Below are 18,707 nucleotides of genomic sequence, written 5' to 3' on the forward strand. Positions count from 1 at the left end.
ATGAACGCGCCACGCACCAGGGTGCAGCGGCGCCCTGTGCACGGGGTGCTTCTGCTCGACAAACCACTGGGTCTTTCCAGCAACCAGGCTTTGCAAAAAGCCAAATGGTTGCTGCGGGCCGAAAAAGCGGGTCACACCGGCACGCTCGATCCTTTGGCCACTGGTGTGTTGCCCTTGTGTTTTGGTGCGGCCACCAAATTCAGTCAGCAGCATCTGGATGCCGACAAGACTTACGAGACCACGGTTCGGCTCGGCATAAAAACCAGCACGGCTGACGCCGAAGGCGAGGTGATCTCTGTCCGAGAAGTGTCATGTTCCGCAGGTATGGTGGTCGAGGTGCTGGACCGGTTCATGGGAGCGATCAGTCAGGTACCGCCCATGCACAGTGCATTGAAAAAGGACGGCAAGGCCTTGTACGAATATGCCCGCGAGGGCGAAACCGTTGAGCGCGAAGCGCGCAACGTGGTGATTCATGATCTGGATCTGTTGGACATGCAACTGCAAGGCGATGTGCCATTTTTGCGTTTGCGTGTGCGCTGCAGCAAAGGGACTTACATCCGAACACTGGGCGAAGACATTGCCGAGGCCTTGGGATGTGGTGGCCATTTGAGCGCTTTGCGCCGGGTGGAGACGGGTCCTTTTGATGCGTCACAGTGTGTGACGCTGCAGGATTTGGAAGCGATGGATGAAGCCAAGCGTCTGGGCGCTTTGCTGTCCGTCGATGTTTTGTTGCCGGGCTACACCGAGGTGAGCCTGGACAGCGACAACGCTGGGCGTTTTTTAAGTGGGGTGCGCAGACGCGGCCCTTGGGTTGATTGTGATCAAGTCGTGGTGTATGGAGAACATCCTCGTGCCTTGCTGGGAACAGCACATGTGCATGGCGGCGAATTGATTCCGGGTCGATTGTTGAGCCCGATCGAAATTCAACAGATTTTGGAAAAATCACCTGCACCCGAGCCATTGCTGGCCGAGCAGGTTTAAAGGAAGAGAAAGCATGAGCAAGCAAATTCGCAACATCGCCATCATCGCGCACGTTGACCACGGCAAAACCACCATGGTGGACCAGCTGCTGCGCCAGTCGGGCACCTTCGCTGACCACGAGAAAATCGTGGACACCGTGATGGACAACAACGCCATCGAACGTGAGCGCGGCATCACCATTTTGGCCAAAAACTGCGCTGTGAGCTGGGAAGGCACCCACATCAACATCGTGGACACCCCCGGCCACGCGGACTTCGGTGGTGAAGTGGAACGCGCTTTGTCCATGGTCGATGGTGTGGTGTTGTTGATCGATGCGCAAGAAGGCCCCATGCCTCAAACCCGTTTCGTGACCAAGAAAGCTTTGGCCTTGGGCCTCAAGCCCATCGTCGTGGTGAACAAGGTCGACAAGCCCGGTGCGAACCCTGACAAAGTGGTGAACGCCGCTTTTGACCTGTTCGACAAACTCGGTGCGAACGACGAGCAGTTGGACTTCCCCGTGGTTTATGCCTCCGGTATCAACGGCTGGACATCGTTGGAAGAGGGCGCGCCTGGTGAGCAGTGGGGCCCTGACATGTCGGCTCTGTTCAACACCGTGTTGAAGCACGTGCCACCCCAACAAGGTGACCCTGCTGCACCTTTGCAATTGCAAATTTCTGCGCTCGACTTTTCCACGTTCGTGGGTCGTATCGGCGTGGGCCGCATCAGCCAAGGCACCATCAAGCCCCAAATGGATGTGGTCGTGATGGAAGGCCCAGACGGCAAAGCCATCAAAGGCCGTGTCAACCAAGTCCTGAAATTCCAAGGTTTGGACCGCGTGCAAGTCACCGAAGCCGGTCCTGGCGACATCGTTTTGATCAACGGCATTGCCGACCTGAACATTGGCGTGACCGTGACCGACGTGGCCAACCCGGCACCGCTGCCCATGCTGAAGGTGGACGAGCCGACGCTGACCATGAACTTCTGCGTGAACACCAGCCCCTTGGCTGGTCGTGAAGGCAAGTATGTGACCAGCCGTCAGATTTGGGACCGCCTTCAAAAAGAACTGCAACACAACGTGGCGCTGCGCGTTAAGGAAACCGACGAAGAAGGCATCTTTGAAGTCATGGGCCGTGGTGAATTGCACCTGACTATCTTGCTGGAAAACATGCGCCGTGAAGGCTACGAGATGGCGGTTTCCAAGCCACGCGTGGTGTTCCGTGACGTGAATGGCGAGCGCCATGAGCCCATCGAGTTGGTGACAGCTGACATCGAAGAAACCCACCAAGGCGGCGTGATGCAAGCCTTGGGTGAGCGCAAAGGCGAGCTGGTCAACATGGAACCCGATGGCCGTGGTCGTGTCCGTTTGGAATACCGCATTCCAGCCCGTGGCCTGATTGGTTTCACCAACGAATTCCTGAACTTGACCCGTGGTTCCGGCCTGATTTCCAACATCTTTGACAGCTACGAGCTGCACAAGGGTGACATTGGCGGCCGTAAAAATGGTGTGCTCATCTCCATGGACGATGGTGAAATCTTCACCTACGCCTTGGGCAAGCTGGACGACCGTGGTCGCATGTTCGTCAAGGCGAACGATCCGGTGTACGAAGGCATGATTGTGGGTATCCACAGCCGTGACAACGACTTGGTGGTCAACGCCACGCGCACCAAGCAGCTGACCAACTTCCGCGTGTCCGGCAAGGAAGACGCGATCAAGATCACACCTCCGATTGACCTGACACTGGAATACGGCGTCGAGTTCATCGAGGACGACGAATTGGTCGAAATCACACCCAAGAGCGTGCGTCTGCGCAAGCGTTTCCTGAAGGAAAGCGATCGCAAGCGCAACAAGTGATCGGTTGACGATCATGCGTTTAACGCACGGCATGGCCGTCTGGACCATGGTGGGCTGCACCGCCCTCTGGTCCATGGCCGGGGTGGTGACACGGCATCTGGAGGAAGCGCGCAGCTTTGAAGTCACCTTCTGGCGCAGCTTCTTCACTGTCGTCTCCTTGCTCATCATCCTGCCCTTGTGGCAGGGCCGAAGTGTTTGGTCACGGTTGCCTTTGCGCAGCCGTTACTTTTGGTACTCCGGCATTTGCTGGAGTGTCATGTTCACAGCCTTCATGGTGGCGCTCACGCTGACCGCGGTGGCCAACGTGTTGATCACCATGGCGGTGGGCCCTTTGCTCACCGCATTGATCACTCGGGTGTTTTTGGGGCACCGTTTGCCTGCCCGCACTTGGGTGGCCATCGTGCTGGCGGGTGTGGGCATTGCCTGGATGTACGGCTCACAACTGAGCTTGGGTGATCCCAATTTCTTGATCGGTTCTTTGGTCGCTTTGTGCGTGCCCATTGCAGGCTCCGTGCAGTGGACGCTGGCCCAAAAAAGCCAAAGCGAGGGGCAAAACCTCGACCTGGTGCCCAGCGTGATGCTGGGCGCGCTCATGTCGACCTTGCTGACTTTGCCTTTGTCCATGCCGTTTCAGGCTTCGGCGCATGATGTGGGTTTGCTGGCGTTGCTGGGTTTGTTTCAGCTGGCCATTCCGTGTGCCTTGTCGGTGGTGTGCGCAAGGGTGCTCAAAGCCCCCGAGGTGGCGCTGCTGGCATTGCTTGAAATCGTTTTTGGCATCGCTTTGGCTTGGTGGGGCGCAAACGAAGCGCCGCAACTGAGCGTGCTTTTTGGGGGTGCCTTGGTTTTGGGTGCCTTGCTTCTCAATGAATGGTTAGGCTGGAGACAAAACAATGTCTGATGTCATCGCGCAAATTGAAGGCCGCATCGGCTGCATCACCCTGAACCGACCGAAGGCTTTGAACGCCTTGTCGCTCGACATGGTTCGTTCCTTGACCCAGGCGCTGGTCGCATGGCAGGACAACCCTCAGGTGTTGGCTGTGGCCATTCGCGGTACGGGCAAAGAGGGGCCTTTCGGCGCTTTTTGTGCAGGCGGAGACATTCGCTTCTTCCATCAAGCTGCACATGCAGGCGATACATCGTTGGGGGATTTTTTCACCGAAGAGTACCGCCTGAACCACCTGATCCACACGTACAGCAAGCCCTATATTGCCTTCATGGATGGCATTGTCATGGGCGGCGGCATGGGCATCAGCCAGGGCGCAAGCGTGCGTGTGGTGACCGAACGCACCAAAATGGCCATGCCGGAAACCAACATTGGCCTGTTCCCTGACGTGGGCGGTGGCTATTTTCTGAGCCGTTGTCCCGGTCGATTGGGCGAGTACCTGGGCCTCACCGGCCACATGCTTTCTGGTCCCCAAGCTGTGGCGGCCAAGCTGGCCGACATTGCGCTGCCCAGTGGCATGTTGGAGCCCATTTGGCAAACATTGATCAGCAGTCCTTTTGAAAACGCCGAATCGGTGGAGCGTTGGGTCTTGGCCCAAGCAGGTGCGATCACGCCCGAAAAGCTGACGCCCCAGCCCCAGATCGATGATGTCTTTGGCCTGCCCACCATGGCCGATATGCTGGACAAGCTGGAGTCCTCCACCGATGAGTGGAGTCAGAAAACTGCACACGCCTTGCGTCACCGCTCGCCTTTGATGCTGCATGTGGTGTTGGAGCAAATACGACGTGCCCGTCAACTGAGCCTGGGTGATGACCTGCGCATGGAGCGTGACATGGTGCACCACTGCTTCCACTTGCGTTCTGTGGCAGACAGCGAAACCGTGGAGGGTATTCGAGCCCTGGCGGTGGACAAAGACCATACGCCCAATTGGAAGCCTGCGCGATTGGAAGACGTGGACTTGTCGGAGGCCGCTCGTTTCTTTGTGAGCCCCTGGCCTTCAGATCACCACCCGTTGCGCGATTTAACTTAGGAGCGAGCCCCCGCTCGCGAATGCCTGATCTGCCGCTGAGCTAGCAGGTACGGCCGCAGGGACGGCCTCCCACAAAGACAAAGCGCTTGCTCCTACAGAAATTCAGCGGTGGCGGCTCTTCATGGCGCGTTCCACTTCGCGCTTGCCTTCGCGGTCCTTGATGGTGTCGCGTTTGTCGTGCTCGGCCTTGCCCTTGGCCAGTGCGATGTCGCACTTGACCTTGCCCGCTTTCCAATGCAGGTTGATGGGCACCAAGGTGTAGCCCTTTTGCTCGATCTTGCCGATCAACCGTTTGATCTCTTCTTTGTTCAGCAGCAGCTTACGCGTGCGGGCGGCTTCGGGGTTGATGTGGGTGGATGCGGTTTTCAGCGGGTTGATCAGGCAGCCAATGATGAACAGCTCACCGTTGCGGATGACCACATAGCCGTCGGTGAGTTGCACCTTGCCTTCACGGATGGCCTTGACCTCCCAGCCTTCCAGCACCATGCCTGCCTCGTAGCGCTCTTCAAAAAAATAGTCGAAAGCGGCCTTTTTGTTTTCGGCGATCTTGGCAAAAACGGGTGCTGTGGATTTCTTGGGAGTGGCCATGGTGAGCAAATGAGGACGGGCTGGCCGTTCACAAGGGCGTGCAAAGTGGCTGCAAGCCCAGAGAAGAAATGAAAAACTACAATCGCAGCATTGTATGAAGAATATCCACAAGTCCGTTCTCATCTGGTATTCACCAGAGGAAATGTTTCGCCTCGTCACCGACGTGGCCCGATACCCTGAGTTTTTGCCTTGGTGTGACCAAGCGCGCGTGCTCGAAACCGACGCGCAAGGCATGGTGGCTGAAGTCGGCATCAGCCTGGGGGGCATTCAGCAAACCTTCACCACCCGCAACACACACGAAGAAGGCCGCTCGGTGGGCATGAGCCTGGTCAAAGGGCCGTTTTCCAACCTGAGCGGCATGTGGCGTTTCACGCCTGTGGGTGATGGCAGCCAACGCGCCTGCAAAGTGGAGCTGGATCTGCAGTACGGCTTTTCCAGCAAAACCCTGGCGGCGATCGTCGGCCCGGTGTTCGACAAGATCGCGGCCAGTCTGGTCGATGCTTTTGTCAAGCGCGCCGAATCAGTTTATGGCTGAGCACACGATTCAGGTCACGCTGTGCTGGAGCCTGGGGCCTCGGCATGTGCAAGAGCAAAGCTTGCAAGTGCTTGAGGGCAGTACGGTTCAAGCGGTGCTGGATCAAGGCTTGGGCCTGTGGCTGCAAAGTCAGGGCACCGCTTCCGATGTGTCTTTGTCATCCCTCAAATTCCAACAGCCTGGCATTTGGGGTCGCAAGGTGACTTGGACGCATGGCGTTCAAATGGGTGACCGCATCGAGCTGTACCGTGCCCTCAAAGTCGACCCTAAAGTCGCGCGCCGTCAGCGCTTCAAGCGCCAAGGCAAAGGACGCACCGGCCTGTTCGCCAACCGCAAGAGTGGCTCGGCCGCAGGTTACTGAAAGCCGCCATGCAAGCCCTTTTGAACGCCATCGCCCAAATGCCTCTGGTCGAAGACGCCCAACGTGTTTTTCATGGGCGTGGGGGCATGTACCCGGGCTGTGAGCAGTGGTCGCTCGACTGGTTTGCCCCGGTTTGGGTGCTGACCAGCTTCAAGCCGGTGGCCGACGAAGAATTGGCCGCGTGCCAAAGCGCTCTGGAATCCCGCTGGCAAACATTGGCCCCTGGTCAGCCGCTCAACTGGGTATTCCAAAGCCGGGTGACTGCGGAAGCCGAAACCCGCCTCATGGCCGGTAGCGTGCCCGAGCCGCATGTGGTGAGCGAGCAGGGGGCCCGTTACATCGTGCATGTGATACGCGGGCAAAACCATGGGCTGTTTCTGGACATGGCCCACGGGCGTGAGTGGCTTAAAAATCACGCCAAGCATGAAAACGTGCTGAACCTTTTTGCCTACACCTGCGCGTTTTCGGTGGTGGCCTTGCAAGGTGGTGCTGCGCAGGTGGTGAACCTGGACATGAGCCAGGGCGCTTTGGCCATCGGTCAACAAAACCACCGGCTCAACGATTTGCCGCCCAAAGCCCGTTTTTTGGGCCACGACATCTTCAAGACTTGGGGCAAGATCAACAAAATGGGGCCCTACGGCGTGATCGTGATCGACCCGCCGAGCTACCAAAAAGGCAGCTTCATCGCCACCAAGGACTACATCAAGCTGATCCGCCGTTTGCCGGATTTGCTGGAGCCGCAAGGTCATGTGTTGCTGTGCTTGAATGCACCAGAGCTGGACACGCAGTTTTTACACACCCAAGTGGCCGAGGCGGCACCCAGTTTGAGATTTGTCGAGAGGCTGGCCAATCCGGCGGCTTTTGTGGACATTGATCCTGAAAAATCGCTCAAGGTCCTGCATTACCAAAACGCCTGAGCGATCGGGCCACAGCCCAAATGGGGGGGGGCGCTCGCTTTGCGCCCTAGAATTTTTGCCACATCTCAGACCACCTCTCTGGTGAACTTTCAGGGAAATCCCTAGGCTTGCACGGGTACAATCCATTTTTTGGAGCCTTAGCTTATGCGCCTACTCGGTAAAGCCCTGACTTTTGACGACGTTCTCCTCGTCCCCGCTTACTCCCAAGTCCTGCCCAAGGACACGTCCCTTGCGACGCAATTCACCCGCAACATCCGCCTGAACCTGCCCCTGGTGTCTGCCGCCATGGACACTGTGACCGAAGCGCGTTTGGCCATCGCCATCGCGCAAGAAGGCGGCATCGGCATCGTGCACAAAAACCTCACCGCGCAAGAACAAGCCGCCCAAGTGGCCAAGGTCAAGCGTTACGAATCGGGCGTGTTGCGCGACCCGGTCGTGATCACCCCCGACACCACCGTGCGCCAAGTCATGGCCTTGAGTGACGAGCTGGGCGTGTCCGGCTTTCCGGTGTGTGATGGCCGCCAGGTGGTGGGCATCGTCACCGGCCGCGATCTGCGTTTTGAGACCCGCTACGACCAAAAAGTCAGCGAGATCATGACACCGCGTGAGCGCCTGGTCACCGTGCCTGAAGGCACCACGCCTGAGCAAGCCAAACACCTGCTCAACAAACACAAATTGGAGCGCTTGCTGGTCATCAACGACGCCTTTGAACTCAAGGGCCTGATCACCGTTAAGGACATCACCAAACAGCTGAATTTTCCCAACGCAGCCCGCGACGGCGCAGGCAAACTGCGCGTGGGCGCTGCTGTGGGCGTGGGTGAGGGCACGGAAGAACGTGTGGAGGCCTTGTCCCGCGCTGGTGTGGACGCCATCGTGGTGGACACCGCGCACGGCCACAGCAAAGGTGTGCTCGACCGCGTTCGCTGGGTCAAACAAAACTACCCGCACATCGAAGTCATTGGCGGCAACATCGCCACGGGCGCTGCCGCTTTGGCCTTGGTCGAAGCGGGCGCGGACGGCGTCAAGGTCGGTATTGGCCCGGGCTCGATCTGCACCACCCGCATCGTGGCGGGTGTGGGCGTGCCGCAAATCATGGCGGTAGACAGCGTGGCCACAGCCCTCAAAGGCACTGGCGTGCCCCTGATCGCTGACGGCGGCATCCGCTACAGCGGCGACATCGCCAAAGCCATTGCCGCAGGCGCGGGCACCGTGATGATGGGCGGCATGTTTGCCGGTACCGAAGAAGCGCCCGGCGAAATCGTCCTGTTCCAGGGCCGTAGCTACAAGAGCTACCGGGGCATGGGGTCGATTGGCGCCATGCAGCAAGGCAGTGCCGACCGCTACTTCCAGGAGTCGAGTACCGGTAACCCCAATGCGGACAAACTGGTGCCCGAAGGCATCGAAGGCCGCGTGCCCTACAAAGGCTCGGTGGTGTCCATCATTTACCAAATGGCCGGCGGTTTGCGCGCCAGCATGGGTTACTGTGGTTGCGCCACGATTGAGGCCATGCACAACGAATCGCAGTTTGTGGAAATCACCGCTGCGGGCATCCGCGAAAGCCATGTGCACGATGTGCAGATCACCAAAGAAGCCCCCAACTACCGGGCTGAGTAAAATCTGTACCTGATCACCAAGGCGTCTGCACCCCAGACGCCTTTTCATTTCTCAAAGAACGACGCCTGCCATGCAGCACTCCAAAATCCTGATCCTCGACTTCGGCTCGCAAGTCACCCAGCTCATCGCCCGCCGCGTGCGCGAAGCGCATGTGTTTTGCGAAGTGCACCCTTGCGACGTCAGCAGCGACTGGGTGCGTGAATACGCCAAAGACGGCAACCTCAAAGGCGTGATCCTGTCGGGCAGCCATGCCAGCGTATACGAAGTGGACGACAAAGCGCCCGATGCGGTGTTTGAGCTGGGCGTGCCGGTTTTGGGCATTTGCTACGGTATGCAGACCATGGCGCAGCAACTCGGCGGCAAGGTGGAGGCTGGCACCACACGCGAATTTGGCTACGCCGAAGTCCGCGCCCACGGCCACACTGAACTGCTCAAAGGCATTGAAGACTTCGCCACGGCCGAAGGCCACGGCATGCTCAAGGTTTGGATGAGCCACGGCGACAAGGTCACGCAGATGCCAGAGGGCTTCAAGGTCATGGCCTCGACCCCCGCTTGCGCGATTGCCGGCATGGCCGACGAGGCCCGCCGCTTTTACGCGGTGCAGTTCCACCCCGAAGTCACACACACCGTGCAGGGCCAGGCGCTGCTCAACCGCTTCGTGCTCGACATTTGCCAGGCCCGCCCTGACTGGATCATGGGCGACTACATCGAAGAAGCTGTGGCCAAAATCCGCGAGCAAGTGGGTGACGAAGAAGTCATCCTTGGCTTGTCCGGCGGCGTCGATTCGTCGGTGGCTGCAGCCCTGATCCACCGCGCCATCGGCGACAAGTTGACCTGCGTGTTTGTGGACCACGGCCTGCTGCGTCTGAACGAAGGCGACATGGTCATGGAGATGTTCGTCGGCAAGCTGCACGCGAAAGTCATCCGAGTGGACGCCAGCGACCTGTTCCTTGGAAAACTGGCAGGTGTGAGCGAGCCTGAAGCCAAGCGCAAGATCATTGGTGGCTTGTTTGTGGATGTGTTCAAGGAACAAGCCGCCAAATTGAAAGCCGGTGACGGCGGCAAAGATGGGAATGACGGCCGACCAGCCGTCAAAGGCGCGACCTTTTTGGCCCAAGGCACTATTTACCCCGACGTGATCGAGTCGGGCGGCGCCAAGAGCAAAAAAGCCGTCACCATCAAGAGCCACCACAACGTGGGCGGCTTGCCCGAGCAACTGGGCTTGAAACTGCTGGAGCCCCTGCGCGAACTGTTCAAAGACGAAGTGCGCGAACTGGGCGTGGCGTTGGGCCTGCCCCGCGAGATGGTTTACCGCCACCCTTTCCCAGGTCCCGGCTTGGGCGTGCGCATTTTGGGCGAAGTCAAAAAAGAATACGCCGACCTGCTGCGCCGTGCGGACGCGATCTTCATCGAAGAGCTGCGCAATTTCACCGACGAGTCGGGCAAGAGTTGGTACGACCTGACCAGCCAAGCCTTCACCGTGTTCCTGCCCGTGAAAAGCGTGGGCGTGATGGGCGACGGCCGCACTTACGACTATGTGGTGGCGCTTCGCGCCGTACAAACCAGCGATTTCATGACCGCCGACTGGGCCGAGCTGCCTTATGCGCTGCTCAAGAAAGTGTCGGGCCGCATCATCAACGAGGTGCGCGGCATCAACCGAGTCACATACGACGTGAGTTCAAAACCACCGGCGACCATCGAATGGGAGTGACTTTTGGCACGTAAGTTGTTGATTTACATAGGTTTTCAACTTACACAAAAGTTTCACGCGACACGCTAAGTTGTTGCTTTTAAACGCTTTTGGGTTTACAGTTGCACAAAGAGTCGCACAGCGTTGCGGCTACTCAAAACTGTAGTTACCCAAAGCTTTATGACGCTCAAAAAAAAGCAATTTAGCGACGACGAAATCCCGCTGTTTGACAACGCCGTTTTGTACAAACGTGGCGAGTTTTGGCAGATGCGTATGTGGCTGCCCAACGAACACAAATATGCCCGTTTCAGTCTAAAAACACGAAGCAAAAGCACAGCCATCGACAAAGCTGAGAGCCATTACTACGAGCTTAAGGTGATGGAGAAGCAAGGCAAAAGCTACTTTTCAATCACCACTAAGATGGGTGTTGAGATGTTTTTGGAATACAAAAAGAAAGAAATTGGCACACACATTGTCGCTGGCAGATACAAAACAATCAGCACACATCTAAATCATTGGCTTAACTTTATTGGCAAAGACGTAAAGCTTAAGGAATTAGAGCGCACGGATTGCGAAGATTACGGCTACAAAAGAACAAAGACAAAGAAAAACATAAAGATTAGTCAGACTACTGTTGAGAATGAACAAAGTACCATAAATGCAATGATTGCTTGGCTTTATAAGCACAAAGAAACAAACATTGATGGCTTCGACTTTAAGAAGTTCAAGCGTATCGATAAAGGACTTGATGAGAATCGTCGTGCAACATTTACAGACGATGAAGTGCGAGACATTAGCAACGAGCTTGACAAGTACATTGATGAAGCAGAGAAACAAATCGATGAAAACGGAAATCTAATAAAGGCGATTACTGGCTACTATTTGATGATTAGCTTGCTAAGTGGATTACGGAGAGGCGAGCAATTGCAACTACGCTGGAAAGATATTACAGAATTCGAACATAACGTTGGTGGAAAAGACGGAATCGACTTTAATTTAGTAAAAATAACGGTTAGAGCAGAAACAAGCAAAGTACTGAAAACACGAAGATTTGTAATTAAAGATTTGGATTACTTTGATAGATTGTTTAAGCTTCAATACAAACGCTTTGCAAATGAATACGAAGGCGAGGATAAAAAAGCAAAATTTGCAAACTCTCTAATATTTAGACTGAATGGTGAAAGCTGTATAACGCCACGCTCAATTGGCTACCACTTTGACAAAATTATTGAGCTGGCAGATATTAAACACACAGAAAATAGAGACTTAGTTCCGTACAGCTTTAGGCATTACTTCATTACCAAACGAGTTAACAGTAACTTGCCACCTGCGGCAGTAGCAGAAATGTGCGGAACGAGCATTACGCAAATTGAAAAGACTTACTACCACACCACAGAAGCAAAGATGATTAGCAACGCTTTGGCAGATTACGAGTACAAAGACGGGATGCTGATACCTAAGTAAATGCTTAATGGCACCAATAAACACGTCAAAAAAGCCCTACAGCGGCTTTTAAAAAGGCAGACAAACCGTGTCGCAAACGGAAAAGAAAACGACAGCTTGTATGGTGCCTACATCAAAGCTTGATTGACTTAAAAGCGAGAGCAGAAACGGTGTCTCTCGCTTTTGCAAGTTTTTGTCGTTCTCTCTCTGCCTTTAAGTTTTTAGCTGCCGCATCCTTCGTTCTTTTGAGTGCTTCAATTCGTGCCTTTTGAGGCGTCATAGGTCCAACTGGTTTAATACCTTTAAGTTCATTTATAGTCATAAGAAAGCTCCATTCAAAATTACTTATCAGTAATCTCGAATGGAGCTATTTAGAATCTTAAAATAACTTTATTTGGTGAATCCCGCTTTCAGTTTATCGCTTGCTTGAGCGATAGCATCATCTAATTCACCAGCAATAACAGCATCTTTCAGCGATACCAATGTTGCAAGCAACTCATCGCCAGAGTTTAATTCAATAGCGTTCTTGCCTTTAGCCAGTTCCAGTGTCTTGCTTCCGTAGCGAACTGACAGATGAATTTTTCCTGCGCTATTCGTCCAATACCATTCCTTAATACGCTTAGTTGCTTCAACTGTTTTACGCTCGCCAGTGGCTTTATCAATGACGTTTTTAAGCCGTTTTGGAGCATAAATCTGTCCATCGCGCTGAGCAGTTGCAAACAGTAATTGCTCATCAATTTTGCCAGCAAGCTTGTTCCTGCGAGCAACGATTGGGCTAACGATACGTTCCTTTTTGCTGGACACCAGCTTAAGCTTTGCAATGACTGTCATATATCACCCTTTGGTTGTTAAAAACTAAACTATATAACCAAAATGTCTATAGGACAACCTCAAAAAACCATCTCCTTTTCTTTGATTTACATAAATAAACGCATGAGCAAATTACAGGAACTACAGGAGAGATGCCAGCAAAAGGGCTATGACAGGCTGTCACGCAGGCAGGTGCTTGCTGATTGGCTTGGCAAGGGCTGTGAGAAGCGTTTTGACATAGGTTTGACGTTGATGCCCAAAAAGGTGCATCACAAGCAGAAATCAGCTCGCTACGGGATGAAAAACCAGCAAATCCTGCGTCACTTAAACAGCAGTGAGCTTGTCAGCGCCAGCAACAGATTTGTTGAGCTTTTAAACAGGCTCATTTTTAAGCAAGCATACAAACGCTTCAACAAGCGTTTGGACATTGTGATGGTGACGGAAGGTGAGCAAGAATTGATTGACTTACACGCTCACTTTGCCATTCGTAGACCTGAAACAACGTCACTAATTGAGTTTAAAAATGCTGTTAAAAAAGCATTAGAGCTAAGTGGCGACTTTGAAATTACAAATCCAAACTATGACGCAAACGCAGATATTTTGGTAGAAAAATACAGATACAAACTCGACTTGATTGACGAGGGTTGGCTCACATACATCACAAAGAAACTGGACGGTAAAGATATGAAAAATCTTTACCTGCCGTAGTTAAGCATTCCTGTCCCAGTGACGCTTGCGGTTGATGGTTGAAAAGCACAGCAATGTGCTTAATGGCGTAGCTATGTCTAAAACAAACATCAAACTAGCAATCAAACACACAAACAACGAAACTTAACTAAAGTATTAGATTAAACACTCAAGCAATGAGCATTACACATCATATTTGATTGCTTTGACAGAAGTTGACACTTGGCTTAAAGTTCTCTCAACTACATTGAGAGGTACTAATGTGAATGCACTAGATTTTGAGTCAACTTTATTTAGGATGTCAATAAAAGCAATACATGAGCTTTCTGGTGATACACAAGATCCGATTCTTGTTGAAGAAGTGATTGAACATGCTAACTTTAGACCAATATTAACTTGCGTACAAATATGGGAAGTTGATTTTGACAAAGAAGATGGATATTGTGATATCCATTTTGTTTTATCACCTGAATTCATGGAGAAGAATGCCATCTTCACATTAGAAGGAAATCTCAATGAACTAAAGTGGATATTTGAGATTCAACATTATGATTATGGAGAGGATAAGGAACTCAATAAAATTGGTGAAGAAGAAGGATTAGATGGATGGTTGGTGAGAAGTAAAATCAAAACTAACTTTGACTCAATAAAAATTTCATTAATCAACTTTGATGATTTTGAAACAGCAATTCAAATTACTGAAAGTGACTAGACACGCTAAAACAAGCTACAAACGCTCAAAAGCACTGAGCGAAGCATAGGGTAGCTGGCACAGTGAAAAACAGCATGTAGAGCTTGTATAGCGTAAGCAGGCTTAGTCGCAAAAATCCCACATTGAAACCAATAAATAAAGAACCAAAGCTTTTTGCTATTAGCTTTGGTTTTTTCGCATTCATACGCTAAGTCATTGAAATCATTAAGGAAAACAACTTGAACCAACAAAGCCAAAAAGAGGTAGGAATTAAGAAACAAAGAATTTATGCTTTAGACATTGAAAAGCTTACATTTAGGAGAGCACTCATGTCCAAGCAAGCAAAAACACTTTCAGCACAAGAAATCCGTCGTGTGCTGGACTACGTAGCAACACGCAAGCACAGCGAGCGTAATCGTGCAATGTTGTTGACGATGTACTACGCAGGACTTCGCGTTAAGGAGTGCGCGGCTTTGCGTTATGAAGACGTAATTGACGGGGAGGGCAAGATTAGAGCTGAAATCCGCTTAACGCCAGAGCAGACAAAGGGCAGCAAAGCAGGGACTGTATTTGTCAGCGACAAGCTACGCAAAGAGCTTCAAGCTTACGTCAAATCAGTGCCGCCCAAGTCACTCACAGACAAACTGTTCTATTCACAGAAGCGTCCACAAGAGGGATGGAACAGCAATACGCTTTGCCAATTCTTCCATCACTTGTTTAAAAGCGTAGGCATTGAAGGTGCTTCCAGTCACAGCCCAAGACGCACGCTAATCACCAATTTGGCAGACAAAGGCGTCAGCGTTAGGGTGTTGCAAAGCATTGCACGACACGCGAATATCTCAACTACACAGGCTTACATAGACGTCAATGACGCCATGAAACGCAAGGCGATTGAGCTAATCTGATTAGCTTTTTAATATAAAAACTAAGTGTGTATTTTTCATTTCATTGAGCGTATACAAGAAGTCCTCTTCTTTGAGCATTCGATAGCGATTGTATTCATCTTCTAAATGAACAGTCCAATCGTCATCAAAGCTATCTTCGCCTAAGTAGACAGAGTAATTTCCATCATTTTCGAAATCTACACTCAATCGAGTGAATGGGAAATTATCAATTGCAAGATAGTCGTGTTTGAAATCCAGCAACAGTTGAAAACCATCCGTGTTGGCATTCATGCCGTAAACTTCTAATCCATCTTTACGCAATAAGTCACTTATCAATCGATGTGACTCATAGTCTGGAGCAAAATGCAATTCGTATTTCTCTGCAATGAATTCTTGAAATCTTTTTTTGATAATTTTTGCAAAATAAATTTCAACATCTTTTTTTAATTCAGCATACTTTTCGTATTCCATCATTTTGCCTTTTGTTGTTAAGGTATCAAAAAAGTTTTTTTATACAAAGAGAGAATGTTTCGTCGCAATAATCAAGCAGTGAGTTTGCCAAGTCAGTAAAAACTTTACGTTTGGCGATTGTTTCAGTTCCCACTACAGATGCAGTTAATTCGCCATGTGCAAAGATGTTGCGTAATGCAAATGCGATACAAATGATGTCACTGGTTGTACCGTTGAAAAAAAGTTTTACTTTAATTGCAACTACTTCTTCATGTGGATAGGCTAAAAGATAAGATTTGAGCTTCTCATTTTCACGAATTTTTATTGCTAGATCAGGATCAAATCGAGTGTTCATTTCAATGTCTTGAACTGATCTAACTCTAAGATATCTTGCCGCTTTTATGACGGCTTCATATGCGGTATAAGCAAGAAAAATTTTAGTGATTACGTTATATCCAGCTAAAGTTCGTCCAACGTTTGGAGCAACAATGCCTTCGAAATCTTCTGCTAATCTGTACCTAAATGAAAATTTATTTAGAAGTGAAACAGCAGATTTTTTATGACTAATTTTTGCAAATTTGACAAACGCATCGTAATCATTTGGCAGATTTTTAGCATTAGGCATATAACGTTTTCTGTGTGAGTTATTTTGCAGTTTTCTTTGCTACTGACCTCTTCGCGGCAGGACTGGTACTACGCTTCTTACGAGTCAGCAAGATGCCTTTGAAGTCTGATGTTTTGAAGCCATAGAGCTTGATGTCAGCTTTCATCTTCGCAAGCACGTTGGCACGTTCTGCGTTCATAGCAGACGTACGCTCAGCTTCTAACTTAGCGATTTGTGCATTGATTTCGTCTACACGTGTCATTGTTTGGCTCCTAAGGGTTGTAGAGATTGACAGCGAACTGTACCAACGGCATAGTTGAGTGTCAACACAAGACATTGAGTTATCATGACTAAACCAAGTAGAAACCCTGATGTTGAACCTGAAAACTTTATGAATCTAATAAAATCCAAACAACGTGTTGCAGATCATGGTGAAGTTTTCACGCCAGAATGGTTAGTTGAAGCAATGCTTGACTTGGTTAAAGATGAGACAGAACGACTTGACTCTAGGTTTTTAGAGCCTGCTTGTGGAAGCGGGAATTTCCTAACAAAAATTTTAAAACGCAAGCTAGCGGCTGTTGAATTAAGGTATGGAAAATTTGAGTTTGATCGTAAACACTATGCATTATTAAGTGTGATGTGTATTTACGGTATTGAAATACTTAAGGATAATATAGAAGAATGCCAAGCTAATGTATTAGAGGTTTTAATCTCATACTTAAATCTAGAAATAGAAGACGAACTTTATTGTTCGGCAGTTTATGTACTTTCACAAAACATAATACATGGAGATGCGTTGACCATGCGTGACATAAATGGTAGTCCTATCACATTTGCAGAATGGGGTTACTTAGGTAAAGGAAAGTTTCAACGGCGCGATTTTAGATTTGATGTTTTGACGGGTTCTTCAGCTTTTACTGCGGAGGGTTCTCTTTTTGCTGATTTAGGTAGACATGAGATTTTTCAACCTGTTAAAACCTATGAGCAGGTAACTATTTCTCAATTAGCAGAGCAATATAATGAAATTAAGGAGATAGAGTTATGAATGAACAAGCAAGTTTTACTTTGCGAAATCGTAATCCTGATGTACTTACTTGTATTGCAAATCTATCTAATGATGAAGTTTTTACTCCGCCAGAATTAGCGAGTAAGATGCTTGATATTCTTACTGAGACATGGGCTAATGAACACAATGGTGAAAATATATGGGAAAACAAGAATATTAAATTTCTTGACCCATGTACTAAGTCAGGTGTTTTTCTTAGAGAAATAACTTCAAGATTAACTCATGGACTTGAACAAATTATTCCTAATCTTGATGAAAGAGTTGATCATATCTTAAGTAAACAAGTCTATGGTATTGGAATCACCAAACTAACAAGCTTATTAGCTCGTAGAAGTGTGTATTGTTCTAAGAGTGCTGATGGTGAACATTCAATCGCTAAGAGCTTAAAAAGCAAAGATGGAAATATTTGGTATGAAAATATTAGTCACAATTGGATAGGTGAAAAATGCAAGTACTGTGGTGCTTCTAAGTCATCATTTAACCGTAAAGATGAGTTTGATAATCATGCTTATGCTTTTATACATACAGAAAATATAAAAAATGAAATATCAAAATATTTTGGAGAAAAAATGCAGTTTGATGTAATCATTGGAAACCCACCTTATCAAATCAGCGATGGAGGTGGAACGGGTGATAGTGCAAAGCCAATTTATCATCATTTTATTGAACAAGCAATTTCCTTAAGTCCTAACTATCTTATTATGGTAGTTCCTTCTCGTTGGCTCAAAGGTGGAAAGGGACTTGACGAATTTAGAGACAGCATGATGAGTGATACAAGAATACAAATCCTATATGACTATGAAAATGCTAAAGAATGTTTTCAGGGTATAAATTTAGATGGAGGAGTTTGCTATTTTTTATGGAATAGGCAATTTAAAGGTAAAGTAAATTACATTTATAAGTCTATGAGTGGTGATGAAATCAAATCCCAAAGATTCTTAAAATCAGAATTTTCAGATAAAGTTATTCGTGACTATCGGCAGCTTTCAATTCTTGAAAAAGTTGCATTTAAAAAAGAAAATAAGTTCAGTGACATTGTGTCATCTCGAAAGCCTTATGGGATTGCTACAGATTTATTTAATGACACTAAAAAGTATGGTTATGAGAGCGTTCCTACGAAACCCTTTAATAACTCTATGAAAATTTATGGTGTTAAAGGTAACAAAGGAGGTGCTAAACGTGTTGTTGGTTATATTGATAAAAAATTAGTTGAAGATATTAAAAATGCAGAAACAAAGTGGAAATTATTTCACTCTTATGCATATACAACAACAGCAACTGTTCCACCTGAGATTATCGTTGCCCCCCCTAATGAAGTGTGTACTGAAACCTTCTTGCGGATTGGTAATTTTGACTCCGAAAAAGATGCACTTAATTGTCTTAGTTACATAAAGACTAAATTTTTTAGAGCTTTATTATCTTATAACAGAATTCAAAAAAATCTCTCAAAATCAACTTTTGAATTAATTCCAATACAGGATTTTTCAATCTCGTGGACTGATGCAGATCTGTATAAGAAATATGGTTTAACACAAGAGGAAATTGATTTAATTGAAAATAACATTAAAGCAATGGTGTAATC

General features: G+C 49.4%; 21 protein-coding genes. 15 read left to right on the plus strand and 6 right to left on the minus strand.

Features of this window, described 5'->3' with window-relative positions; translation table 11 throughout:
- The 4 genes from truB to ACZ5SR_RS08170 are packed head-to-tail and all read left to right on the plus strand — an operon-like array spanning position 1 to position 4,785.
- Positions 1 to 981 (plus strand): tRNA pseudouridine(55) synthase TruB, encoded by a 981-nt coding sequence (gene truB / locus ACZ5SR_RS08155; RefSeq protein ID WP_464448273.1) that lies wholly within the window; start codon positions 1 to 3, stop codon positions 979 to 981.
- Between the two features lie 13 nt (positions 982 to 994).
- Positions 995 to 2,812 carry a translational GTPase TypA gene (typA, locus tag ACZ5SR_RS08160; RefSeq protein WP_464448274.1) on the plus strand — a complete coding sequence of 606 codons (1,818 nt, stop codon included), beginning with the start codon at positions 995 to 997 and terminating at the stop codon, positions 2,810 to 2,812.
- Between the two features lie 13 nt (positions 2,813 to 2,825).
- Complete coding sequence (locus ACZ5SR_RS08165; protein WP_464448275.1) at positions 2,826 to 3,710, plus strand: DMT family transporter; 885 nt, start codon at positions 2,826 to 2,828, stop codon at positions 3,708 to 3,710.
- Complete coding sequence (locus ACZ5SR_RS08170; RefSeq protein WP_464448276.1) at positions 3,703 to 4,785, plus strand: enoyl-CoA hydratase/isomerase family protein; 1,083 nt, start codon at positions 3,703 to 3,705, stop codon at positions 4,783 to 4,785. Before ACZ5SR_RS08165 ends, ACZ5SR_RS08170 begins: the two co-directional genes overlap by 8 nt.
- A 102-nt stretch (positions 4,786 to 4,887) precedes the next feature.
- Here ACZ5SR_RS08170 and smpB read toward each other — a convergent pair whose 3' ends face one another.
- A complete protein-coding gene (gene smpB / locus ACZ5SR_RS08175; protein ID WP_464448277.1) occupies positions 4,888 to 5,373 on the minus strand; it encodes an SsrA-binding protein SmpB in 486 nt (161 codons plus the stop codon).
- A 94-nt stretch (positions 5,374 to 5,467) separates the two neighbouring features.
- Between smpB and ACZ5SR_RS08180 the strand changes: the two genes are divergently transcribed.
- The 6 genes from ACZ5SR_RS08180 (at position 5,468) to ACZ5SR_RS08205 (ending at position 11,954) form a co-directional block, all read left to right on the plus strand.
- Positions 5,468 to 5,908 carry a type II toxin-antitoxin system RatA family toxin gene (locus tag ACZ5SR_RS08180; protein ID WP_464448278.1) on the plus strand — a complete coding sequence of 147 codons (441 nt, stop codon included), beginning with the start codon at positions 5,468 to 5,470 and terminating at the stop codon, positions 5,906 to 5,908.
- Complete coding sequence (locus ACZ5SR_RS08185; protein ID WP_464448279.1) at positions 5,901 to 6,269, plus strand: RnfH family protein; 369 nt, start codon at positions 5,901 to 5,903, stop codon at positions 6,267 to 6,269. The genes ACZ5SR_RS08180 and ACZ5SR_RS08185 overlap by 8 nt, the downstream gene beginning before the upstream one ends.
- A gap of 8 nt (positions 6,270 to 6,277) precedes the next feature.
- The gene (locus ACZ5SR_RS08190; protein ID WP_464451101.1) at positions 6,278 to 7,186 is read left to right on the plus strand and encodes a class I SAM-dependent methyltransferase; all 909 of its coding nucleotides are present in this window, start codon (positions 6,278 to 6,280) and stop codon (positions 7,184 to 7,186) included.
- Between the two features lie 144 nt (positions 7,187 to 7,330).
- Complete coding sequence (guaB, locus tag ACZ5SR_RS08195; RefSeq protein ID WP_464448281.1) at positions 7,331 to 8,800, plus strand: IMP dehydrogenase; 1,470 nt, start codon at positions 7,331 to 7,333, stop codon at positions 8,798 to 8,800.
- Between the two features lie 70 nt (positions 8,801 to 8,870).
- Positions 8,871 to 10,511, plus strand: a complete 1,641-nt coding sequence (gene guaA, locus ACZ5SR_RS08200) for a glutamine-hydrolyzing GMP synthase (RefSeq protein WP_464448282.1) — start codon at positions 8,871 to 8,873, stop codon at positions 10,509 to 10,511.
- 159 nt (positions 10,512 to 10,670) lie between these two features.
- Positions 10,671 to 11,954, plus strand: coding sequence for a tyrosine-type recombinase/integrase (locus ACZ5SR_RS08205; RefSeq protein ID WP_464451102.1), 1,284 nt, complete (start codon positions 10,671 to 10,673; stop codon positions 11,952 to 11,954).
- A gap of 112 nt (positions 11,955 to 12,066) precedes the next feature.
- Here ACZ5SR_RS08205 and ACZ5SR_RS08210 read toward each other — a convergent pair whose 3' ends face one another.
- Complete coding sequence (locus tag ACZ5SR_RS08210; protein ID WP_464451103.1) at positions 12,067 to 12,255, minus strand: hypothetical protein; 189 nt, start codon at positions 12,253 to 12,255, stop codon at positions 12,067 to 12,069.
- A 68-nt stretch (positions 12,256 to 12,323) separates the two neighbouring features.
- Positions 12,324 to 12,764: a DUF6641 family protein gene (locus tag ACZ5SR_RS08215; RefSeq protein WP_464451104.1), complete on the minus strand. Its 441-nt coding sequence runs from the start codon at positions 12,762 to 12,764 to the stop codon at positions 12,324 to 12,326.
- Positions 12,765 to 12,866: 102 nt separating this feature from the next.
- Here ACZ5SR_RS08215 and ACZ5SR_RS08220 point away from each other — a divergent pair, with 102 nt between their 5' ends.
- The 3 genes from ACZ5SR_RS08220 (at position 12,867) to ACZ5SR_RS08230 (ending at position 15,026) form a co-directional block, all read left to right on the plus strand.
- Complete coding sequence (locus tag ACZ5SR_RS08220) at positions 12,867 to 13,451, plus strand: hypothetical protein (RefSeq protein WP_464451105.1); 585 nt, start codon at positions 12,867 to 12,869, stop codon at positions 13,449 to 13,451.
- 175 nt (positions 13,452 to 13,626) lie between these two features.
- On the plus strand, positions 13,627 to 14,142 hold the full coding sequence (locus ACZ5SR_RS08225; protein ID WP_464451106.1) for a hypothetical protein: 516 nt from the start codon (positions 13,627 to 13,629) through the stop codon (positions 14,140 to 14,142).
- A 308-nt stretch (positions 14,143 to 14,450) separates the two neighbouring features.
- Positions 14,451 to 15,026: a tyrosine-type recombinase/integrase gene (locus tag ACZ5SR_RS08230; RefSeq protein ID WP_464451153.1), complete on the plus strand. Its 576-nt coding sequence runs from the start codon at positions 14,451 to 14,453 to the stop codon at positions 15,024 to 15,026.
- On the opposite strand, the gene ACZ5SR_RS08235 is transcribed toward ACZ5SR_RS08230, so the two are convergent.
- The 3 genes from ACZ5SR_RS08235 to ACZ5SR_RS08245 are packed head-to-tail and all read right to left on the minus strand — an operon-like array spanning position 15,027 to position 16,321.
- The gene (locus ACZ5SR_RS08235) at positions 15,027 to 15,476 is read right to left on the minus strand and encodes a hypothetical protein (RefSeq protein ID WP_464451107.1); all 450 of its coding nucleotides are present in this window, start codon (positions 15,474 to 15,476) and stop codon (positions 15,027 to 15,029) included.
- A gap of 25 nt (positions 15,477 to 15,501) precedes the next feature.
- Complete coding sequence (locus tag ACZ5SR_RS08240) at positions 15,502 to 16,080, minus strand: hypothetical protein (RefSeq protein WP_464451108.1); 579 nt, start codon at positions 16,078 to 16,080, stop codon at positions 15,502 to 15,504.
- Positions 16,081 to 16,099: 19 nt separating this feature from the next.
- Positions 16,100 to 16,321 (minus strand): hypothetical protein, encoded by a 222-nt coding sequence (locus tag ACZ5SR_RS08245; protein WP_464451109.1) that lies wholly within the window; start codon positions 16,319 to 16,321, stop codon positions 16,100 to 16,102.
- A gap of 84 nt (positions 16,322 to 16,405) precedes the next feature.
- Between ACZ5SR_RS08245 and ACZ5SR_RS08250 the strand changes: the two genes are divergently transcribed.
- Positions 16,406 to 17,104, plus strand: coding sequence for an N-6 DNA methylase (locus tag ACZ5SR_RS08250; RefSeq protein ID WP_464451110.1), 699 nt, complete (start codon positions 16,406 to 16,408; stop codon positions 17,102 to 17,104).
- Positions 17,101 to 18,705 carry an Eco57I restriction-modification methylase domain-containing protein gene (locus tag ACZ5SR_RS08255; protein ID WP_464451111.1) on the plus strand — a complete coding sequence of 535 codons (1,605 nt, stop codon included), beginning with the start codon at positions 17,101 to 17,103 and terminating at the stop codon, positions 18,703 to 18,705. The genes ACZ5SR_RS08250 and ACZ5SR_RS08255 overlap by 4 nt, the downstream gene beginning before the upstream one ends.
- Positions 18,706 to 18,707 lie beyond the last annotated feature (2 nt).

It is taken from the genome of Limnohabitans sp. TEGF002 (genome assembly GCF_055395845.1).

Excerpts from the sequence above, each read along its gene's own strand:
- ACZ5SR_RS08170 (WP_464448276.1), top strand. The coding sequence starts at position 3,703 with ATGTCTGATGTCATCGCGCAAATTGAAGGCCGCATCGGCTGCATCACC.
- typA (WP_464448274.1), top strand. The coding sequence starts at position 995 with ATGAGCAAGCAAATTCGCAACATCGCCATCATCGCGCACGTTGACCAC.
- ACZ5SR_RS08210 (WP_464451103.1), bottom strand. The coding sequence starts at position 12,255 with ATGACTATAAATGAACTTAAAGGTATTAAACCAGTTGGACCTATGACG.
- guaB (WP_464448281.1), top strand. The coding sequence starts at position 7,331 with ATGCGCCTACTCGGTAAAGCCCTGACTTTTGACGACGTTCTCCTCGTC.
- ACZ5SR_RS08185 (WP_464448279.1), top strand. The coding sequence starts at position 5,901 with ATGGCTGAGCACACGATTCAGGTCACGCTGTGCTGGAGCCTGGGGCCT.
- ACZ5SR_RS08205 (WP_464451102.1), top strand. The coding sequence starts at position 10,671 with ATGACGCTCAAAAAAAAGCAATTTAGCGACGACGAAATCCCGCTGTTT.
- ACZ5SR_RS08240 (WP_464451108.1), bottom strand. The coding sequence starts at position 16,080 with ATGCCTAATGCTAAAAATCTGCCAAATGATTACGATGCGTTTGTCAAA.
- ACZ5SR_RS08255 (WP_464451111.1), top strand. The coding sequence starts at position 17,101 with ATGAATGAACAAGCAAGTTTTACTTTGCGAAATCGTAATCCTGATGTA.
- smpB (WP_464448277.1), bottom strand. The coding sequence starts at position 5,373 with ATGGCCACTCCCAAGAAATCCACAGCACCCGTTTTTGCCAAGATCGCC.
- ACZ5SR_RS08235 (WP_464451107.1), bottom strand. The coding sequence starts at position 15,476 with ATGGAATACGAAAAGTATGCTGAATTAAAAAAAGATGTTGAAATTTAT.
- ACZ5SR_RS08190 (WP_464451101.1), top strand. The coding sequence starts at position 6,278 with ATGCAAGCCCTTTTGAACGCCATCGCCCAAATGCCTCTGGTCGAAGAC.
- ACZ5SR_RS08220 (WP_464451105.1), top strand. The coding sequence starts at position 12,867 with ATGAGCAAATTACAGGAACTACAGGAGAGATGCCAGCAAAAGGGCTAT.
- ACZ5SR_RS08250 (WP_464451110.1), top strand. The coding sequence starts at position 16,406 with ATGACTAAACCAAGTAGAAACCCTGATGTTGAACCTGAAAACTTTATG.
- ACZ5SR_RS08230 (WP_464451153.1), top strand. The coding sequence starts at position 14,451 with ATGTCCAAGCAAGCAAAAACACTTTCAGCACAAGAAATCCGTCGTGTG.
- truB (WP_464448273.1), top strand. The coding sequence starts at position 1 with ATGAACGCGCCACGCACCAGGGTGCAGCGGCGCCCTGTGCACGGGGTG.
- ACZ5SR_RS08165 (WP_464448275.1), top strand. The coding sequence starts at position 2,826 with ATGCGTTTAACGCACGGCATGGCCGTCTGGACCATGGTGGGCTGCACC.
- ACZ5SR_RS08245 (WP_464451109.1), bottom strand. The coding sequence starts at position 16,321 with ATGACACGTGTAGACGAAATCAATGCACAAATCGCTAAGTTAGAAGCT.
- ACZ5SR_RS08180 (WP_464448278.1), top strand. The coding sequence starts at position 5,468 with ATGAAGAATATCCACAAGTCCGTTCTCATCTGGTATTCACCAGAGGAA.
- ACZ5SR_RS08215 (WP_464451104.1), bottom strand. The coding sequence starts at position 12,764 with ATGACAGTCATTGCAAAGCTTAAGCTGGTGTCCAGCAAAAAGGAACGT.
- guaA (WP_464448282.1), top strand. The coding sequence starts at position 8,871 with ATGCAGCACTCCAAAATCCTGATCCTCGACTTCGGCTCGCAAGTCACC.